Here is an 18,877-nt window from a genome sequence, read left to right as displayed (position 1 = left end):
CTCACACGCCCTCCACCGGACGGCGGCGCCAGCGGTGCAGCCGCAGCTTCAGGTGCAGCCGCCACGCCGTGTCGTTCTGCCCGACGTGCGCCCTCGGCAGGGCGTGCGGGCCGGTCAGCGGGCCCGGGTCGATGGCGCAGGCGTACCGGTAACCGGCCTTCCGCACGGCCTCGACGGCCCGCGCGTCGACCGTGCCGTACGGGTAGCAGAAGCCCGCCGCCTCGACGCCGGTCAGCGCGGCGATCCGGGCGCGGCTCTCCGTCACCTCGGCCGTGAGCACCGTGTCGTCGGCGCGGGTGAGGTCGACGTGCGTCAGCCCGTGCGAGCCGATCTCCACGCCCTCCCCGGCGGCGCGCCGGATGCCCTCCGCGTCCAGCAGCGGCTTGCGCGGGCCCAGCGGGTCCCAGGCGTTGTGGCCGCCGAGCCGCCCCGGCAGCACGAACAGGGTCGCGTTGCACCGGAAGCGCCGCAGCAGCGGCAGGGCGCCGGTGAGGAAGTCGGCGTAGCCGTCGTCGAAGGTCAGGCCGACCAGGCCCCCGCCCTCACCGCGGGCACGCGCGTCGAGCAGTTCCGCCACGGACACCCCCCGCAGCCCGCGCCGGCGCAGCCAGGTCAGCTGGTGCTCCAGCCGGTCGGGCGTGACGGTGACGCGGTACGGGTCGTCGGAGCAGTCGCCCACCGAGTGGTACATCGCCACCCAGGGGACGGGCGCCGGGCGGCGCGCCGCCGGGTGCCGGTCGGCGAGCGGGGATTCAACGGGTGCGGCCATGTGTGAGCCTTCGTGTGACGGTACGGACGCGGTGCCGCACGGTGGCGGCGCCCACGCCCAGGGCGGACAGGGCGATCGGGACGAAGACGGCGGTGACGGCGAGGCAGCCGGCCGCGAGCGCCGCCACGGGCGCGTCGAAGCGGCCGGCGGCGAACACCCCGGCGGTGACGGCCAGGACGGAGGCGAGGACCGGCCGGCCCAGGTCGGCGAGGACCCGGCGGACACCGACGGTGACGCCCGGCGCGCTGTCGGAGGGGGTTGCGCGCAGACCGGTCAGCAGCAGGGCGGCGGTGACGGTGATGCCGGCGGCGTTGGCCGCGGCGATCCCCGCGACCCCCCAGCGGCCCACGGCGAGCGCGCCGATCAGGGACGTGGCGACGATGCCCACACCCATCACGCCCAGCGGGTACCAGCGGGCGCGGCCCGCCGAGAAGTAGCAGCGGACCAGCGCGCCCACCAGGGTCTGGCCGAGCAGCCCGAGCGCGTACACCCGCATCACGTCCGCCGTCGCGGCGGTGTCGGCTGCGGTGAACGCCCCCTGCTGGAAAAGCAGTTCGATCATCTGCGGGGCGCAGGCGACCACGGCGCACATGCCCAGCAGCACCACGCAGGACGCCAGGACCAGGTCCCGCTGGACCCGGGCCCGTGCCCGCGCGGTGTCCCCGTCGGCGAGCGCCCGCGCCACCACCGGGAAGGTCACCGTGCACACCATCAGCGACAGCGTCATCGGGATCTGCGCGACCTTCTGCGCGTAGTTGAGGTGCGAGATCGCGCCCGCGGGCAGCGACGACGCCAGGAACCGCTCGACCAGCACCTGCGACTGGCGGCACAGCGCGAACAGCAGCACGGCGGCGATCAGCGCCAGCCGCACCGGCCGCTCCTCGTCCGCGGGACCGTCGACGGCGGATTCCCGCGCGGGCGTACGGGAGGTGATCTGCCGCCACAGCGACGGCAGTTGCACCGCCACCATCAGACAGCCGCCCACCGCGACCCCGGCCGCTGCCGCCCGCACCCCCCACTCGCCGCCGAAGGCGAACATCGTCGCGATGATCCCCGCGTTGTAGGCGACGTAGATCGCCGCCGGGGCGAGGAAGCGGCGGTGCGCCCGCAGCGCGGCGCTGCAGTACCCGGCGAGCCCGAAGGCCAGCAGGCTCAGCGCGGTGAGCCGGGTGCAGTCCACGGCGAGCTGCGGGTCCGGCAGCCCGGGCGCGAGCACGGCCACCAGGTACGGCGCCCCCGCGGCGACCAGCGCGGCCACCGCGGTGAAGGCCAGGCTCAGCCGCGGCAGCGTGGCCCGCACCAGATCGCGCACCGGGTCACCGGGGACGCCCCGCGCGCGCCGGGCCAGCGCCATGCTGAACGCCGGGATCAGCGCGATCGCCAGCCCGTCCTCGATCAGCAGCGTCGCCGCCATCTCCGGCACGGTCCACGCCACGAGGAACGCGTCGGTGTCGCTCCCGGCCCCGAACAGCCGCGCCAGCGACTGGTCCCGGACCAGCCCGAGCAGCGACCCGGCGATGGACAGGGCGGCGGTGACCAGCGCGGCACGGGCGAGGAAACGCCGGGAGGGGTTCGGCTCGCCCTGGCCTTGCGCACCGGGGGAGGGCCGGTCGCCCTGGGGGCGGGCCGGTCCGGCCGTGCGGGCCTTCGCGCGGGACGGCACGCTCTCCGTGCGAGGACCGGGCGCGGTTCCCGTGGCCTGGGAGGGGAAGGACGTCATCGGGCCACCGCCTCTTCCACCCGGCCGGGGAGAGTGTCCCGGCGGGCCGCGTCCGTGGCGGTCCGTTCCGTCAGCCCCCACCACGCCGTCAGGCCGAGGGCGACGCCGGTCAGGACGGTCGACGGACCGCCGATGTCGCCGTACACGTAGTCGACGAGCTGCCACAGCAGCAGGCCGCAGGCGATCAGCGCGCAGTCGAGGCCGGACCCGTCCCGCCGGGCCCGCCCGAGCGCGCGCACCGCGCACACCAGCAGCGCCAGCCAGCTCCCCACGAGCGCGCAGAAGCCGAGCAGCCCCTGCTCGCTGAGCACCAGCAGGTACATGCTGTGCGGGGAGAGCAGCGCCTGCTTGTGGTAGGTCTCCCCGGCGCCCTCGATGTCGCTGCCCGAGGACAGCGCGAGCGTGGCGTGCCCGTCGCGGTACTCGGGGAAGTTCTTCAGCCCCACCCCGGTCAGCGGCTGTTCGCGCCACATGCCGAGGGCGGACGCCCACAGCGTGTACCGGTCGACCACGGACTGGTCGGGCGCGTCGGCGACCTGCGTGATGCTGTCGATCCGCTCCTGCAGCATCGCCGTACCCACCCCGAAGCCGCCCACGAGGACCACCCCCGCCGCCACCACGGCCGCCCCCGCCTTCAGCGCCCGCCGCAGCCCTGCCAGTGCGAGCTGCACCGCGCAGGTCAGGACGGTCGCGATCCAGGCGCCCCGGCTGAAGGACACCGCCAGCGGCACCAGCAGCGCCACCGCGCACCCGGCCGCCGCCGCCCGCTGCCACGACGGGGTGCGGCCCAGTGCCAGCCCGGTCGCGCAGACCACGCCGAGCGCCACCGCCGTGGCCATGCCCATCACGTCCTGCGCCCCGAAGGTGCCGACCGCCCGGACCGTCTCGCCCTGGTAGGAGGCGCCGGTCCCGGTGACGTACTGGTGCACGCCGACGGCCCCCTGCCACAGCGCCAGGCCCACGAACGACCAGGCCAGCACTCGGAAGTCGGCCCGCCCCCGCAGCAGCACCAGCACGGCCGCCGGGACCAGCACGAACACCTGCAGGTAGCGGGCCATCCCGCCGAGCCCCGCCGCCGGCGAGGCCGCGCCCATGGCGGCGACCGCGAGTCCCGCCACGGGCAGTCCCAGCACCACCGCCGCGCGCGGCGACAGCGGACGCCGCCGCTCCCGCAGCAGCAGGATCACGCAGTACCCCACCACCAGCGCGGACACCGCGTCGGCGGGCTGCGCGCGGCCGTCCGCGACCGGCAGGCCCAGCAGCGCGACCACCGCCACCAGGGGCAGCACGGGCGCGAACCAGGCCGCCCGGCGCGGCAGGGGCAGCAGGGGGACGTGGCTCACCTGACGTCAGCTCCCCGTCGGACGGACCAGCGTGGCCGCCGTGCGCAGCAGGATGCAGACGTCCTGCCACAGCGACCAGTCGTCGATGTACGCGTTGTCGAAGCGGGCGCGGTCCTCGATCGAGGTGTCCCCGCGCAGCCCGTGGATCTGCGCGAGCCCGGTGATGCCGGTCCTCATCCGGTGCCGGGCCGCGTAACCCGGGTACGTCTCGCTGAACTGAGCCACGAAGAAGGGACGTTCGGGGCGGGGCCCGACCAGGCTCATGTCGCCGCGCAGCACGTTCCACAGCTGGAGCAGCTCGTCCAGCGAGGTGCGGCGCAGCATCCGGCAGAAGCGGCGCATCTCGTGCTCGTTGGCCACGCTCCACCGGGTCGCCGACTCGTGCTCGTCGACCGGCCGGTGCGTGCGGAACTTCAGCAGCGTGAACGGCCTGCCGTCCCGCCCGATGCGCTCCTGACGGAACACCACCCCGGGCCCGTCGGTGAGCCGCAGCGTCACCGCGCACACCAGCAGCAGCGGGCTGACCAGCAGCAACAGCGCCCCCGAGACCAGGATGTCGAGCAGCCGCTTGCCCGCGCCGCCGGCCCGCACCGGCGCGAAATCCAGCCGTCGGCAGGCGAACCCGGCCACCCGCTCACGCGCCGGGTACGGAGCCACGTCGGCGTCGACCTCCCACACCACGCACCCCGACGAGGCCAACGACCGCAGCCGCGCCGCCTGTTCGGTCCGCACCGACGGTCCGACGGCGAGCACCGCCCGCACCCCGTTCTGGATGACCGCCCGCTCGACCTCCTGGTCGGTCCGCAGCACGGGAACGCCCCCCTCGGCACCGTCCCCCTGTGTGGCGACCACCCCCACCGGCCGCACCCCGCTGCGCGGATGGCGCAGCACGGCGGCGGCCACGCGCTGCGCGGTCGCCGCCGGACCGATGACGAGCGCCGCGCGGGGGTGGCGCAGCAGCGCGGCGCGCCGCCGCCCGTGCACCAGCGCGCGCAGTGCGCCGGCCGCCGTCACCTGCACGGCGAACCCGGTCAGCACGGCGGCCACGGACAGCACGTCCCGCGGATGCAGCGCCGCCCACAGTGCGGCGGCGGCCAGCCAGGCCACAGCCACCCGCCCGCACAGGGAGGGCAGTTCCTCCAGCAGCGCCGGCACCGGCGACCGCCCGTCGCGCGGACGCAGCAGCAGTGACGCCCCGGCCAGCAGGGCGAGGAGCAACGAGGAGTGCCCGGCTGCCGCCCACCAGGCGAGCAGGGCCGCCGCACCGTCGGCGAGGAGCAGGGGGACAGGGGAGGCGGGACGGTCGGGTGGCCGGGCTGCGGGCAGCCGGGAAGCGGTGCCGGAGCCGCGCGGGGGCATGACGGACACGGGGGAGGATCCGTGCTCCCGCGGTGCGACACCGGGGGAGGTCACGGTACGTTCTGCGGTCACGAGTGGATGGACTCCCTGTGCTCTGAGTGCTCGACGCGCTGTGTCGTCCGGGCGGCCTCGGCGCCGTCGGCGGCGGGCGGGAGCGCGTGCGCCCCGGCTCCGGCCGGCCGGGCGCCGAGCAGATCGCGGTAGACGCCGGCGACCGCCTTCGCGGTGTGCCGCACGTCGTGGAGGGACAGCACATGGCGGCGGGCCCGGTCGCCGAGGGAGGCGCGCAACGGCGGGTCGAGCAGCAGCGCGGTCACGGTCCGGGCGAGCGCCCGCGGGTCCTCCGGCGGCACCAGGCACTGGCCGGCCAGCGACGGCGGCAGGCTCTCGCGGGCCCCGTCGACGTCCGTGACCACCACGGGCCGCGCACAGGCCATCGCCTCCAGCGGCGCCAGCGCCATTCCCTCCCAACGGGACGGCAGCACGACGAGATCGGCGGCCTGGTACCAGGCCGCCGCGTCCGCCACGGGTCCGGCGAACACCACGGAGCGCGGCGCGGCGGCCCGCAGCCGTTCGCCGTCGGGGCCGTCGCCGACCAGCACGAGCCGCGCCCCGGGCACCCGACGCCGTACGGCGTCCCAGGCGCGCAGCAGGACGTCCTGCCCCTTCTGCCGGCACAGCCGCCCCACGCACACGACGAGCGGCGCGTCCGCGTCCATGCCGTGCCGGGCGGCCAGTTGGGCCCTGACCGGGCCCGTGTCCTCCGCGGGCCGGAAGCGCTCGGGGTCGATGCCGTTGGGCACGACGGTCCACCGGCCGCGGATCCCGGCGTCCACCCCGGTGTCCCGCTCCGCCTCGCTCACGCAGATCACCCGGGAGGCCCAGCGCGCCGCCCACCGCTCCCAGCGCAGCGCGAGCGCGGCCGTGCTCCCGCCGACGGCCTCGAAGGACCAGGCGTGCGGCTGGAACACCGTCGGGGTGCGCCCGCGTACGGCGAGCCGCCCGGCCAGCCCCGCCTTCGCGCTGTGCGCATGCACCAGGTCTGGACGCAAGTCGTCCAGGACGTCGGTGAGTTGCCGCACCTCCCGCACCAGCGAGGGTCCCGGCGAGCGGGTCGCCTCCCAGGTGTGGACGTGCGCGCCGAGGGAGCGCAGCCCGGCGGCGAGCGGGCTGTCCGGGCAGACGGCGGCGACGTCCATGCCGTCCGCCAGCTGAGCCCGCACCAGGTCGGTCACGACCCGGGCGACGCCTCCGTCCACGGGCTGGGTGAGGTGCACGACCCGCGGCCGGCGGCCGGGCGGTGTCGGATCCGTGGACACGGCTTCCTCACTGACGCAGGTGGTCGGAAGGTGGGGCGGCGGAGTCACGGCCGGGCGTCGACTGCGGCGAAGAGCACGCCGGCCCACGCGGCGTCCCGCTGGGAGGTGAGGCGGAAGGACGCCTGGTCGCCTGCGCGCGTGAGGAGACCGCCGAGGTCGAACACGTCCGAGTCGTAGCCGAGGGTGTTGGCGTACGCGGGCACGCGCGAGGAGGGCGCGCTCGCCGGGTTGGAGACGGTGGAGTTCAGCACGTCGTCGGCCGGGTTGGCGCCGTTGCCGAGCGCGGTCGCGGTGTCCCCCGCGCTCAGGACGAGGGAGTCGCCGGCGGTGCCGCGGTCGCCGTTGTAGGCCACCATGCCCACCCGGCCCCCGGCGTCGGCCGGGTACGGCAGGTTCCGCAGCGCGAACGTCGCGCCGGAGTCACCGCTCAGCGGGGCGAAGCCGTCCCACACGGACAGGTGCCGCAGCGGCTCGGCGGCGTTCTCGTACGCCACCACCAGCGTCCAGCCGCCCCAGGCGCCGGCCGTCGAGCGTCCGCCGGCCACGTTGATCTGCGCGATCGTGTAGAGCCCGGACCCGCTGTCCCGCACCAGCCGCGTCACGTCGGCGGAGGCCTGGAAGGCGTCCATACCGCCGGCCACGCGATGCCCGACGACGGTGTCGGCCAGCAACTCCTTGTAGTTGCCGCCGGGCTCGGCGATCAGTACGCGCTCGTTGTCCTCGGTGGGCTTCTGCTCGCCGACGAGCAGGTTGCCGCCCCAGTACAACCTCGCGTACGTCACCCGCGACCCCTTGGGCAGCCGCACCTCTCCCTGCGAGGAGTTGTACGTGTTGGGGTCGTCGTCGATGTCGATGTAATGCATGTCGAAGTCGCCGTTCACCCCCGGCCGTGTGCCGCTCTGCACCGAGCGGCAGGAGGACGCCGAGGCTCGGCAGGTGGCGGAGGAGTTGGCCGCGCGCACGATGCCGCCGTGCTGAAGGGCCCGGTAGCGCTCGCCGAAGGGGAGTGCCTCCGCCTCCGGAGCCGGCGCTGAGGGCGCGGCGGTCGCGGCGACGGCGGTGGGGCCGCAGGGCGCCCAGAGCGCGGTCAGGGCGAGGACGCCCACCGTCGCACGGCGAAGCAGCTGACCCAGGGTTTGGCGCATGACCGTTCGGAGCCTTTCGCAAAAGGGTGGCGGCGGCAGGGCAGCGGGGACGAGTGCGATGCGGCCGCCCAAGGAAGGTGCGTCGGAGCACCGCAACTCTAGTCACGAAACGGACAAACACGGTGAAAATCGCCTAAGGGTGGCAAGTGTGTTGGAATCGTGAAGCCGGGTTTGCCGTGTCCTGGTCCCCGCACCCCGGCTCATCTGCCGGAACGCGCAGCAGGGTGACGGCGGCCCGGACCGAAAGGCGTACGCCCGGTTGCGGGGCGTCGCGGGCGCTTCGACGGTGGGTCCAAGATCCGAAGCCCCGCGAAAGGACTCTCCATGCGCGCTCTGCCGGCCCGGCGCATCGCACTCGGCGCCCTCTGCGCCGCCCTCCTGGTCACCACCACCGGCCCGGCCGCCCTCGCGGCCGGCTCCCACCCAGGACAGGACCCGGCGGCATCGCTCGTCGAACGGCTGCCGCAGTCCGACACGGCCCGGACCGACCTGACCCCGGTCACCGACCTGCTCCACGCGGTCCTGTCCGCCCCCGGCGGCCAACTCCCCATGGCGGAGGCCCAGCGGCTCGCGGCGGCGGCACGCGAGGCGGTCGCCCGGGCGGCGGCCGACGACCCGTCGGCCACGTCGGTCACCGACACCTCCGTGACTCCCGCCGCGCCGGCCCTCCCCGGCACCACGACACCGACGACGGGCGTCCTGCTGCCCACGGCCGAGGAGGCCGACGGCACCACGGCCGACGGCCTCGGCGCGGTACGGGAAGCCCTGGACGCACTCCTGGACCTGCTGCTGCCGAAGTCCGACCCGGCCGCAGCGGACAGCGCGTCGACCGCGACCACCGAGCCCAGCGGCACGTCGACGACGGAGACGGACGACACGAGCACCGCCACGGACACCACGGACACCACGGACACCACAGGGACCACGGACACCGCGGAGTCGGTGGACGGCGTCACCGTCGACGAGCCGGTCGATGTGGCACTGACGTCGGTCGACGCGCTGCTGACGCGGGTGGACGAACTCCTCGCCGCGCTGGCCGGCACCGACACGCCGACCGCCACGACGCTGCCCGCTCCCGCGGCCCCGGCGGCCCCCTCGGATGCGGCGACCCCCGCCGAGCCCGCCGCGGCACCGGGCATGCTGCCCGCGCTCACCTCACTCCTGACGCCGAATTCCTGACATACGACCGGAGCGTCGGACACTCCATCAGTTCATAGAATTCATATGAGGACTCGGCAATCTTCGATTTCACGGTTTCCGCTCCGGCCGGGGATCGTTGTGCACGGCGACAGAATCACTCCGGCGACTTGCGTTGCCGAAGAAAGGAACACGATGAAGTCCCTGAAGGCTGCCGCCGTCCTTGCCGGGTCCCTGATCGCCGCCGGTGTCGCCGCGCCCGCGTACGCCGGCTCCACCGACCTGGCGTCCACCGGCCTCGACACGGGCCTGCGCACCGCGGTTCCCTTCGAGCTGATGCCGCTGCAGGACTCGAAGACGCTCGAGACCGACCAGGAATCGGTGATGGGCACGGCGAAGGAGGCGGCCGGCCTCGTGGACGAGGTCAAGCCGGTCCGCGGCGACGTGGGACTGCACGCCTGACGCCACGGCGAAGAAATGCGGGCCCCGGTGCTAGGCACCGGGGGCCGCATTTCTTTTGCGCACCCGTGGTCGACAGTTCAGCTCGCGTACACCGGAACGAAAACGTGCAGGAGCCCCGGGGCTCGAGGCCTCCGGGGCTCCTGGGTGCTCCGACGGGCGTCCGTGTACTCGTGGACCGCCGCGACGTTACTTGTTGACGCAGTAGTTGCCGAAGGCGGGGTTCAGGGCGCCGATGACGTTCACGGTGTTACCGCAGACGTTCACGGGGATGTGGATCGGAGCCTGAATCACGTTGCCCGACACGACGCCGGGCGAGTGGACCGCCGCACCCTCGGCGCCCGAGTGGGCCGAGGCCAGACCGGCGCTGCCCAGAACCACGGCACCGGTGCCGAGAGCGATTGCGCCGACCTTCGCGATGTGAGACATCACGTTCTCCTTACTGACTGGTTAAGCGCGGCAGCACGACTAGCGCCGCACGCACCGCTCAACGCGGGACGGCGGCCCGGGTCACGGTGAATGTCCAGAGATCACTCTTTGATGCGCGTTTGTTCCTGATGGCACGTCAGGCACGCCGTGTCGTTCGCCCGTCTGATGTCATTAGACACCCCTCTGACCTGCGTGTTTGCGGAAAAGATGCGCATCTGGGCGTTTCAGCTATCAAAAGTCGCAAACGTCGCTTACGTTAACAGCGTTCCGTGACTGGTCCGCTACGGACTGTGTCCACTCGAGAAACGGAGAGGTAATGCGTAAGTTCCAGAAGGCTGCGGTCGTCGTGGCCATGCTCGGCACCGTTGGGTTCGCCGGTTCCGGCGTCAGCTACGCCGGTGAGGGCCCGGAGTTCGAGTTCAACAACGAGCAGACCACGGTCTGCCCCCAGGACAACTCGACCCTGGGCCTGGTCGCGATCGACGACGTCAACGCCGGCGTCGGCGCCCTCCTCGGCCTCGGCCTCGCGGAGAACACCGAGACCAACTCGATCGCGTGTGCCTCCAGCGTGGCTCTGGGCGGTCGCTGACCACCGTCGGGTGGCTGAGGGCAGGTCCCGAGTCTCGCCCTTTCGTGGTTCGAGACCCGGGCCTGCCCGGCCCGGCCGTTGTTCCAGGACCGTCGAAGAAAAGGTGCATGGTGAAGTCGAAGAAGATCGCGGCGGCGATGGGTGTTCTGGGCGGCGTCGCGCTGTTCGCATTCGGCGCGGTGCAGGCCGTGGGTGCTGAAAACCCCGGCACGTGCACGGAGGACGAGAACGGGCAAGTTCGTTGCGTCCAGGTGAGTGAATACCGCGTCACGGAGACGGACGGCCGCGTCCGTATTGTCAACAAGACGTCGCAGAGCTGTTCCGGCAAGGGTGAGCTCACCTGTGCCAGCGACCTTGCCGTGAGCTGAACGCCCGACGCAGCACGCTGTGCCGGTGATCTCGTGGCCGCTCATGAATTCGGTGTTCGGATCCATTGAGCGGGCGGCAGCGGTACAGAGTGAATTTTCCATTTTCCAACACCGTTCGGTGTTTTGCTATCAATTTCCGCAAGGGTCGTGCCAGATGTGGCGACCGTCACTGGCCGGTCCGTTCGGGCCGTGTCAATCGAAGAATGGAGAGGCAATGCGCAAGTTCCAGAAGGCTGCGGTCGTTGTGGCCATGCTCGGCAGCGTCGGCTTCCTCGGTGCGGGCGTCAGCCACGCCGGCGACGACCCGGCCGTGGAGCTGAACAACAAGCAGTCGACCGCCTGCCCCCAGGACAACTCGGCCAAGGGGCTCATCGTGATCGATGACATCAACCTGGCCGTCGGCATCCTGGGTCTGGGCCTCGCCGAGAACAGCGAGACGAACTCCATCGAGTGCGCCAGCAGCTTCGCCGTCGGCGGCGAGTGATCACTGCGAGGTGATCCGGGCAGGCTCCGGGGTCCTGTCGTCCATCGGGCGACGCGGACTCCGGAGCCTGCCCGGTTCGTTGGGCGAGCCGGATATCCCATGTCGAGTCAGGCGTTCAAGGTGTCGACAAGCGGCGTCGCCGTCGGTCCAGGCGGCGCCGAGTTGAGGAACAGGTAGATGTTCAAGTCCAAGAAGATGTCAGCGGTGGCCGCGGTGCTCGGAGGCGTCGTCCTCCTCGGCCTCGGCGGCGGCCAGGCCGTCGCCGCAGAGAGCCCGGTGGCGTGCTCCGACGACGGCCAGGGCAACGTCCTGTGCAGGGACACCGGTGAGCGCGAGTTCACCAGCGAGACGTACGGGAAGGTCCGCATGGTCAACGACGTGCGGCAGAGCTGCTCCGGTGAGCACGCCGACGTCTCCTGCGGGACCAGCCTCACCGTCGACGGGCAGAAGCTCTGACGTTCGTCTCCAGGCACGGGGATGGGCCGGGACCCTACGGGGGGTCCCGGCCCATCCCCGTGCCTGCAGCGTGAGGAGCCTCGGGGGTCACACCTGGGCAAGGGAGTGGTCGGGGCAGGGAACCTCGACCTCGGTGCAGTACGGCAGCCTCTCGACGGAACGGTCCGTGCAGAAGCGGGCGATCAGGTCCGCCGACTCCTCCCGGCGCTCGACCGTGACGAGGTGGTCCGCCTCCTTCACCGTGGTGAACAGCGCCCCCGGCATCGTCGCTGCGAACTCCCGCCCCATGTCCGGCGTGCACAGCGTGTCGTACTCCCCGGTGAACACCAGCGTCGGCACCCTCGGCACCGGCAGCGGCTCGTAGCAGCCGTGCGTCACCAACCGGATGTTGTGCTCGACGGCCTTCCTGATCTCGTCCTGCGTCTGGTTCACGAACTGCCGCTGGAGCAACCGTGCCACGGCCGCGTGCCGGCGAACCTTCCCGGCCTCCGGGTTCGACATGAACAGGCGCACCAGCCCTTCCGCGGCCCCCTCGATGTCACCCCGCTCCAGCGTCTGCGTCAGCCGCGGCACGGCCTCGCTGTAGAGCTCGGGGAGCCGGTTCGCCGCGGCGCCGAAGACGATGCGCCGGACCGAATCCGGATGGCGCTGCGCGAACCGCAGACCCACGACCTCGCCGAAGCAGCCGCCGAAGAGATTCACCTCGGGCACGCCGATCTCCGTCAGCGTGTGCTGCACGGCGTCCCCGAGGAAGTCGATGTCGTAGGAGGCCGGGAGGAAGTCCGAACTGCCGTAGCCGGGAAGGTCCACCGTGATCAGCGTGCACAGCGGCGCCAGCCACTTCTCGTGACTCTGCCAGGAGTACCGGTCCTGCGACGAGCCGCCCAGCAGCAGCAACGGCGCCGTCCGCGGCGTGCCCTGCCGGACGATCCGGCAGGTGTACCGGAACCCCCCGAACGTCAGCTCGCGCTCCTCCGCTTGCTCGGGCGCTGAGGGGACGGGCCGGGGTCCCTCCGCACGGGGTGGGGCCTGGGCGGCGACGACGGCAGTGCGCATGAGCGGCTCCGGGAAGGGCGGAACGGAACGGTGGTGAACCGTTCCATCCTTACCAGTGAACTCACTATTCAGGCTTAACCACCCAATTGTGGGCGATCCCGGCTAAAACGCCAGCTCGGTACAGGTGTTCGCCCGCCGGGGCAGGGTGGTAGGAGCCCGCGTGGGGGAGCGCATCCGCGCGCGAGCGCCCCCCTGCGGCGACCGGGCCGAAGGCCGTGGTCTAACGGACGACCACGTGGTCTCCGGCCGACGCCTTCGCGCCGGAGGTGGAGTTGCCGTAGTACACCCAGCGCCAGGTGCCGGACCTGGTGGCCTTCACCGTGGTCCTGAGCACGCCGGTCTTGTTGGACTTCACCTTCCTGACGGTGGTGTACGCCTTGGCGCCCGCTGCCTTGAACTGAAGGCTCACGGTGCGGCCCGCGTAGGCCTGGTACTTGTGCGTGTCCCAGTTGGCCCGGGTGACCTTCCCGGTCACGGTGAGCGTCCTGCCCTTCCGGACCGGCTCCGGCGAGGCGTTGACGGTGACACGGGTGGCCCGCTTGACCTGCAGCGGGACCTTCACGTCGTCGATGTCGTGCTTGTCACCGGCGAGCCAGACGCGGCCGGCGGTCTTCCACGCGCCCGCGTCCTCGTTGCCGAAGTCGTAATGGCGCGGGTCGATGTACAGCAACTCCTCGTAGTCGCAGATCCCCTTCGCCCGGTTCACCACCTTGCAGTCGGAGTTCTCGATCGTGTTCCACAGCTGGTCGCCGGACTCGAGCCCGCCGCGGTAGGGGAACACGACCACCCCCGGGTCGTGCTTGAGCTTGGTCGTCATCCGGAAGGTCGCGCGCACCACGACCTCCTCCTTGACCCCGATCACGATCGGCTTCCCGCCGTTCACCTTGACGTGGCTGAAGGAGACCCCTCCCTCGGCCGCGCCCGCCGGCACCGCGGAGACCGCCGTGAAGGCGATCGCGGCCCCGCCGGCCACCAACGCGCTCCCCATGGCCCTTCTCGTCCTCAAGTGCCCTCCCTTTCCCCTGTGGCCCGCTGGTGTTCAGCGGCTGATTAGGGGACAGAGGGGCGCGGTGCGGGGTTGTGCGCGCGGCGGCAACGATTCGATCAACGGGCACCCTTCCGGCAGGGCCGCAGTCGGGCTACTCGCCCAGTCCCACGACGCACCACCCTCGCCGGCCCGCTTCGGCCAGGACGTCTCCCCACTGCGTCAGCAGGTCCACGAACGCGTCGAAGTCGGGGACCCAGCCGTCCGGGACGGCGGCACGCTCGGCGAAGGGGCGGCGCACCCGGGCGAGGTGAGGTCGTGCGAGGTCCCAGGCCGCGGCCAGTTCCCGCACGCTCTCCGGCGACCGTGCGAGCAGCACGCCGTGGCCGTCATCGCCGAAGAGGGCGGTGTCGGTGTGCTCGGCGTCACCGCCCGGACCGTCCCAGAAGAGGCCGCTGAGCAACGCGTCCAGGGCGGCGCGCAGCGGGGGGTCCACGTGGCCTCGGACGCGTTCCCACCGCTGACCGGTCCAGAAGTGCGGCTTGAAGGAGCCGGAGGTGCGCAGGAACTCGTACACGGCGAAGACGGAGCCGTTCGGCTCCTGCGGCCACGCCCACCCCTCGTCGCCCGTCGGAGCGTCGTGCTCCCACAACCCCGTCTCGTCGGCGTACCAGGCGCTTCTCAGCCGTGGCAGCCGCTCCCGGGGCGGGACCCGCACCAGCCATGCGCGGTCGGCGATCAACACGGTGATGTCGAGCCCCATGCGGGGGAGGGTACCGACCCGGGCCGACCCGCGGATCCGCGGATCCGCATGGCCTGATCGTTGCTTGTGCGGGCCGACAACGTCCTGGGCGGGCCGGACGAGGGCGACCCTGCACGGCGTGTGGCAGGCGTGCTGGCCGGTGTGAGCAAGGCGCGCGGCAACAGTGACCGGCGCTACCCGTTCCACTGGTGGGAGGCTCCCGAGGGGGCTGGGGGGGCGACGTACGCGGTCCGCCCCTCGGTGGCCGCGGTGTTCCTGGCGGCGCAGCTCGATCAGTGACCGCGCCGCCGGCCGCCCGTCGCGACGGTGCCGTTGCCGTCGGAACCACGAAGCGCCCTGGAGGGGAGATCCCCTCTGGGGCGTTCTGGCTGGTGGCGGGTTGCGCCCCCGGCAGGACTCGAACCTGCGGCCAAGCGCTTAGAAGGCGCCTGCTCTATCCACTGAGCTACGGGGGCCGGGTGTGGTGGCCTGTCGTCGTGGTGCCCTGGTGGGGGCCTGTCCGTGACGTTGCCGGAGACAAGGATAGGGCTCCCGCATCCTTGTCCCTGTCGCCTCGCCTCCGTGGCTCGATGTGGAGGTTCGGTGAAGCGGTCCTGATGATCGCAGGCAGGTACGAATCGTGCACTCGTTTTGGCCTCTGGCGCATCGGGTGTTGTGCACTCGTTATGCCTTGGCTGTGCACGCGCCGCAGACGTCCCTTCCATCCGCTTGTGTCCTGTCGGCGCGCAGGCGTGCTCATATGCTTCAGAATTACCCCGAAATTGGGCATTCTTCGCATGTGGTGACCTTGGACGTACGGCCTCAGCTGCTCGACGCACTCTCCGCCCTGCGCGACCGTGTCGCCGCCGCACGCTTCCCGCTGCCCCTCGCCGGGGCCGCCCGCGCGCGTGCCAACCGCGACGAACTGCTCGCCCAGCTGGACGACTACCTGGTGCCGCGGCTGAGAGACCCCGGGGCGCCGCTGCTGGCCGTCGTCGGGGGATCCACCGGAGCGGGGAAGTCCACGCTGGTGAACTCGCTCGTGGGCCGGCGCGTCAGCGAGGCCGGGGTGCTGCGGCCGACGACACGGACGCCGGTGCTCGTCTGCCATCCGGAGGACCACCACTGGTTCAGCGGAATGCGCGTACTGCCCGACCTCACCCGCGTCTGGGTGCCCCACCACCAGGACCCCGCCGACGACCTGCTGCTGCCCGGCGAGGACCCCGCGCGCGTCCTGCGCGTCGAGACCGCCGACACCCTGCCGCCCGGCCTCGCCCTCCTCGACGCGCCCGACATCGACTCCCTGGTCTCCGACAACCGGATCCTCGCCGCCGAGCTGATCAACGCCGCCGACATCTGGATCATGGTCACCACCGCCGCCCGCTACGCCGACGCCGTCCCCTGGCACATGCTGCGCACCGCCAAGGAGTACGACGTCAGCCTGGTCACGGTGCTCGACCGGGTGCCGCACCAGGTGGTCTCCGAGGTGTCACGGCAGTACGGCGCCCTCCTCACCAAGGCCGGGCTCGGCGACGTACCCCGGTTCACCGTGCCCGAGCTGCCCGAGTCCGCCTGGGGCGGCGGGCTGCTGCCCGGCACCGCCGTCGCCGCGCTGCGCACCTGGCTCGTCCATCAGACGCTCGACCCGGCCGCCCGCCAGCACGTCATGGCCCGCACCGCCTACGGCATCCTCGACTCGCTCAACTCCCGGCTCCCCGAGCTGGCCGGCGCCGCCGCCGCCCAGTACGCCGCCGCACTGCGCCTCACCTCCGCGGTGGAGACCGCGTACGACAGCGAGCACTCGCGGGTGCGGGGGCGGCTGCAGGCCGGGGCCGTGCTCGCCGGGGACGCCCTCAAGAGGTGGCGCGCCTTCCCCCTCGACTGCACCCCCGGCGAACTGCTCGACACGCTCGTGGAGAGCCTCAGCGCGCTCCTGCTGTGCGCCGTCGCCGCCGCCGACGAACGCGTCGACGAGGCGTGGCGGCGCGAGCCCGCCGCCGAGGCGCCCGAGCTCGCCGCCCGCGACAGCGCCCCCGAGAGCGTCGAACACCGCATCGGCCTCGCCGTGCGGCGCTGGCGGCGCGAGCTGGAGGAACTCGCCGAGGAGGAGGTGGGCGAGCTGGAACGCGGCGTCGCGCCCGAGCCGGAGACGGTCACCGCCCTCGTCGCCACGGTCCTGCTCGGCGGCCGCCGCGCCCGGACCGCCGGTGAGACCCTCGCCGAGCGGATCGGCGCCCATGGCGCGCTGCGTCTGCGTGACCGCGGCGGGCGGCTCCTCGTCGCCCACGTGGACCGGATCATGCACGCCGAACGCGAACGCCGGCTCGCCCCGATCGACACGCTCGAGGTGCACGCGGAACCCCAGCCGGAACTCATCGCCGCGTTGTCCGTACTGCAGAAGGAGAGGTGACCGGTGACCGCCGTCACTGACCAGGACCACACCGAGCACCCCGAGCACAGTGAAGCTTCCGAGCACACCGAGCACCCCGAGCGCCCCTCCCGCGCGGACGGCGCCGGCGCCTGGGACGACGGGCTGATCGCCCGCCGGGTGAACGGCACCACGGGCGGCGCCGCCGGGACCTCTCCGGCGGAACGGCCCGCCGTGGCGGAACCCCGCGCCTCCACACCGCAGAAGGTGATCCCCCTGTCGTACGACCCGCAGCTCGCCTCCCGTCTGGACGCGCTGCGCGAGCTGGTGGGGCTGAGCCGCGCACGCCTCGACAACCACACGCTCTCCCAGGCGGGACGCGTGCTCGACGAGGCCGCCGCGCGGCGCCGCCTCTCCGGGCAGCACACCGTCGTCGCCATCGCGGGCGCCACCGGCAGCGGCAAGTCGCAGCTGTTCAACACGTTGGCCGGGGTGCCGATCTCCGAGACCGGCGTACGGCGCCCCACCACCGCCGCCCCCATCGCGTGCAGCTGGAGCGACGGCGCGGCGAGCCTCATCGAACGCCTCGGCATCCCGCCCCGGCTGCGCCGCCGCCCCCTCCAGGCCATGACCGACGCCGACGAACGGCTGCGCGGACTCGTCCTCGTCGACCTGCCCGACCACGACTCGGCGGCCGTGGAGCACCGTGAGCAGGTGGACCGGGTGCTGGGGCTGGTCGACGCGGTGATCTGGGTCGTCGACCCGGAGAAGTACGCCGACGCCATGCTGCACGAGCGCTACCTGCGGCCCATGGCGGCGCACGCCGAGGTCATGTTCGTCGTCCTCAACCAGGTCGACCGGCTGCCCGGCGAGGCCGCCGAACAGGTCCTCGACGACCTGCGGCGGCTCCTGGACGAGGACGGCATCGTGCTGGGGGAGTACGGCGAGCCCGGCACGACCGTGCTCGCCCTGTCGGCGCTCACCGGGGACGGGGTGGGCGATCTGCGGGAGGCCCTCGCCCGGTTCGTGGCCGAGCGCGGGGCGCCCGCCCGCCGGATCTCCGCCGACGTCGACATCACCGCCGCCCGTCTGTGGCCCGCGTACGCGACGCGCCGCCGCACCGGGCTGAGCGAGGAGGCGCGGGAGGAGTTCTCCGACCGGCTCGCGGACGCCGTGGGCGCCACCGCGGCGGGCGAGGCGGCCGAACGGGCCTGGCTGCGCAACGCCAACCGCGCCTGCGGCACCCCCTGGCTGCGGCTGTGGCGGTGGTGTCAGGCGCGGCGCGAGCCGACCACCGGCAGGGTCCCGCTGGGCGGCCGGCCCGACGAGGAGGTCACGGCACGGCAGCGCGTGGAACAGGCGGTCCGCACGGTCGCCGACCGTGCCTCCACCGGACTGCCCACGGCCTGGGCACAGGCGGTGCGGGAGGCGGCGGTGCGCGGGTCGCAGGGGCTGCCGGAAGCCCTGGACGAACTGGCCGTGCGGGCCGGGCTGCCGCCGGGGAGGCCGCCGCGGCCGGGATGGTGGCCGGTGGCCGTGCTCGCCCAGGCGTCCATGACGATCCTCCAGTTCGTGGGCGGGCTGTGGCTGCTCGGGCAGATCATCGGCGTCATGGCGCCGAACCTGGGCGTGCCGGTGCTGCTGATGGTCATCGGGATCGTGGGCGGGCCGCTCGTCGAGTGGAGCTGCCGGATGGCCGCACGGGGGCCGGCCCGGCGGTACGGGCTGGAGGCGGAGAGACGGCTGCGGGAGGCGGCGGCGGGGTGCGGGCGCGCCCGCGTGCTGGATCCGGTGGCGGCGGAGCTGCTGCGGTACCGGGAAGTGCGGGAGCAGTACGGGCGTGTAACGGGAGTGGGGACGGGGGGAGGGGGACGCTGAGGCGGTCTCGTCCTCGCGGTGTGTTCGTCGCGTCGCCCGGCCGCTGCGAGGACGTCACGCCACTCTTCCGGGTGGCGGAGTTTTCCACAGGGTGGGAGCGGTCCACACGGCTCGGCGGGTCCGGCCCGGCGGAGGCAGTCTGACTGCGAGGTGACCACGGAGCGCGAGGTGCTCCGAGGCCACCGCGCCAGACGGCAGCCGTACGGGACGGACCCGTACGCGTATCCGCCCGGCGCCGGTGAGGGAGCCGGCGGGGTCCGGGCCAGGGAGG

Annotated in this window: 19 protein-coding genes and 1 tRNA gene; 9 read left to right on the top strand and 11 right to left on the bottom strand. The window is 73.0% G+C overall.

What is annotated here, in order from left to right; translation table 11 throughout:
- Position 1 precedes the first annotated feature (1 nt).
- Genes ACF1AG_RS03690 through ACF1AG_RS03665 form a run of 6 tightly spaced genes read right to left on the bottom strand, consistent with a single transcriptional unit; the run spans position 2 to position 7,655 of the window.
- A complete protein-coding gene (locus ACF1AG_RS03690) occupies positions 2 to 769 on the bottom strand; it encodes a polysaccharide deacetylase family protein (RefSeq protein WP_359607380.1) in 768 nt (255 codons plus the stop codon).
- Positions 753 to 2,489 (bottom strand): murein biosynthesis integral membrane protein MurJ, encoded by a 1,737-nt coding sequence (gene murJ / locus ACF1AG_RS03685; RefSeq protein WP_391809267.1) that lies wholly within the window; start codon positions 2,487 to 2,489, stop codon positions 753 to 755. Before murJ ends, ACF1AG_RS03690 begins: the two co-directional genes overlap by 17 nt.
- Positions 2,486 to 3,832, bottom strand: coding sequence for an O-antigen ligase family protein (locus tag ACF1AG_RS03680; RefSeq protein WP_391809266.1), 1,347 nt, complete (start codon positions 3,830 to 3,832; stop codon positions 2,486 to 2,488). The genes murJ and ACF1AG_RS03680 overlap by 4 nt, the downstream gene beginning before the upstream one ends.
- Before the next feature lie 6 nt (positions 3,833 to 3,838).
- The gene (locus tag ACF1AG_RS03675; RefSeq protein ID WP_391809265.1) at positions 3,839 to 5,263 is read right to left on the bottom strand and encodes an exopolysaccharide biosynthesis polyprenyl glycosylphosphotransferase; all 1,425 of its coding nucleotides are present in this window, start codon (positions 5,261 to 5,263) and stop codon (positions 3,839 to 3,841) included.
- The gene (locus ACF1AG_RS03670; protein WP_391809264.1) at positions 5,260 to 6,510 is read right to left on the bottom strand and encodes a glycosyltransferase; all 1,251 of its coding nucleotides are present in this window, start codon (positions 6,508 to 6,510) and stop codon (positions 5,260 to 5,262) included. Before ACF1AG_RS03670 ends, ACF1AG_RS03675 begins: the two co-directional genes overlap by 4 nt.
- Positions 6,511 to 6,554: 44 nt before the next feature.
- Positions 6,555 to 7,655 (bottom strand): DUF3344 domain-containing protein, encoded by a 1,101-nt coding sequence (locus tag ACF1AG_RS03665; RefSeq protein WP_359607661.1) that lies wholly within the window; start codon positions 7,653 to 7,655, stop codon positions 6,555 to 6,557.
- Between the two features lie 324 nt (positions 7,656 to 7,979).
- Here ACF1AG_RS03665 and ACF1AG_RS03660 point away from each other — a divergent pair, with 324 nt between their 5' ends.
- Positions 7,980 to 8,834, top strand: coding sequence for a hypothetical protein (locus tag ACF1AG_RS03660; RefSeq protein ID WP_391809263.1), 855 nt, complete (start codon positions 7,980 to 7,982; stop codon positions 8,832 to 8,834).
- Between the two features lie 153 nt (positions 8,835 to 8,987).
- On the top strand, positions 8,988 to 9,254 hold the full coding sequence (locus ACF1AG_RS03655) for a hypothetical protein (protein WP_359607665.1): 267 nt from the start codon (positions 8,988 to 8,990) through the stop codon (positions 9,252 to 9,254).
- A 186-nt stretch (positions 9,255 to 9,440) separates the two neighbouring features.
- Here the strand turns inward: ACF1AG_RS03655 and ACF1AG_RS03650 are convergent, their stop codons facing one another.
- Positions 9,441 to 9,680, bottom strand: a complete 240-nt coding sequence (locus ACF1AG_RS03650; RefSeq protein ID WP_033274638.1) for a chaplin — start codon at positions 9,678 to 9,680, stop codon at positions 9,441 to 9,443.
- 316 nt (positions 9,681 to 9,996) lie between these two features.
- Here ACF1AG_RS03650 and ACF1AG_RS03645 point away from each other — a divergent pair, with 316 nt between their 5' ends.
- The 4 genes from ACF1AG_RS03645 (at position 9,997) to ACF1AG_RS03630 (ending at position 11,577) form a co-directional block, all read left to right on the top strand.
- Positions 9,997 to 10,269: a hypothetical protein gene (locus ACF1AG_RS03645; RefSeq protein ID WP_359607667.1), complete on the top strand. Its 273-nt coding sequence runs from the start codon at positions 9,997 to 9,999 to the stop codon at positions 10,267 to 10,269.
- 107 nt (positions 10,270 to 10,376) lie between these two features.
- On the top strand, positions 10,377 to 10,637 hold the full coding sequence (locus ACF1AG_RS03640) for a hypothetical protein (RefSeq protein WP_359607669.1): 261 nt from the start codon (positions 10,377 to 10,379) through the stop codon (positions 10,635 to 10,637).
- Positions 10,638 to 10,851: 214 nt separating this feature from the next.
- Positions 10,852 to 11,121, top strand: a complete 270-nt coding sequence (locus ACF1AG_RS03635) for a hypothetical protein (RefSeq protein WP_102639245.1) — start codon at positions 10,852 to 10,854, stop codon at positions 11,119 to 11,121.
- Positions 11,122 to 11,298: 177 nt separating this feature from the next.
- A complete protein-coding gene (locus tag ACF1AG_RS03630) occupies positions 11,299 to 11,577 on the top strand; it encodes a hypothetical protein (protein ID WP_359607671.1) in 279 nt (92 codons plus the stop codon).
- Positions 11,578 to 11,664: 87 nt separating this feature from the next.
- Here ACF1AG_RS03630 and ACF1AG_RS03625 read toward each other — a convergent pair whose 3' ends face one another.
- The 3 genes from ACF1AG_RS03625 to ACF1AG_RS03615 form a co-directional block, all read right to left on the bottom strand.
- Positions 11,665 to 12,633, bottom strand: a complete 969-nt coding sequence (locus tag ACF1AG_RS03625; protein WP_359604631.1) for an alpha/beta hydrolase — start codon at positions 12,631 to 12,633, stop codon at positions 11,665 to 11,667.
- A gap of 220 nt (positions 12,634 to 12,853) precedes the next feature.
- Positions 12,854 to 13,621 (bottom strand): hypothetical protein, encoded by a 768-nt coding sequence (locus tag ACF1AG_RS03620; RefSeq protein ID WP_359604629.1) that lies wholly within the window; start codon positions 13,619 to 13,621, stop codon positions 12,854 to 12,856.
- Positions 13,622 to 13,772: 151 nt separating this feature from the next.
- Positions 13,773 to 14,381 (bottom strand): hypothetical protein, encoded by a 609-nt coding sequence (locus ACF1AG_RS03615; RefSeq protein WP_359604627.1) that lies wholly within the window; start codon positions 14,379 to 14,381, stop codon positions 13,773 to 13,775.
- Positions 14,382 to 14,447: 66 nt separating this feature from the next.
- On the opposite strand from ACF1AG_RS03615, the gene ACF1AG_RS03610 reads away from it, so the two are divergent.
- Entirely contained in the window at positions 14,448 to 14,660 is a 213-nt protein-coding gene (locus tag ACF1AG_RS03610; RefSeq protein ID WP_359604633.1) for a DUF6416 domain-containing protein, read from the top strand.
- A 103-nt stretch (positions 14,661 to 14,763) separates the two neighbouring features.
- On the opposite strand, the gene ACF1AG_RS03605 is transcribed toward ACF1AG_RS03610, so the two are convergent.
- A tRNA-Arg gene (locus ACF1AG_RS03605) sits at positions 14,764 to 14,836 on the bottom strand.
- Positions 14,837 to 15,159: 323 nt separating this feature from the next.
- Here ACF1AG_RS03605 and ACF1AG_RS03600 point away from each other — a divergent pair.
- Positions 15,160 to 16,770, top strand: a complete 1,611-nt coding sequence (locus ACF1AG_RS03600; RefSeq protein WP_359604625.1) for a dynamin family protein — start codon at positions 15,160 to 15,162, stop codon at positions 16,768 to 16,770.
- A gap of 3 nt (positions 16,771 to 16,773) precedes the next feature.
- Complete coding sequence (locus ACF1AG_RS03595; protein ID WP_359604623.1) at positions 16,774 to 18,606, top strand: YfjP family GTPase; 1,833 nt, start codon at positions 16,774 to 16,776, stop codon at positions 18,604 to 18,606.
- Positions 18,607 to 18,877: the final 271 nt, after the last annotated feature.

Origin of the sequence: Streptomyces sp. NPDC014764 (assembly GCF_043082785.1) — a bacterium.
Taxonomy (GTDB): Bacteria; Actinomycetota; Actinomycetes; order Streptomycetales; family Streptomycetaceae; genus Streptomyces; species Streptomyces althioticus.
Note: the sequence above shows the minus strand (reverse complement) of the source record. Positions and strands in the feature narration are given on the sequence as shown.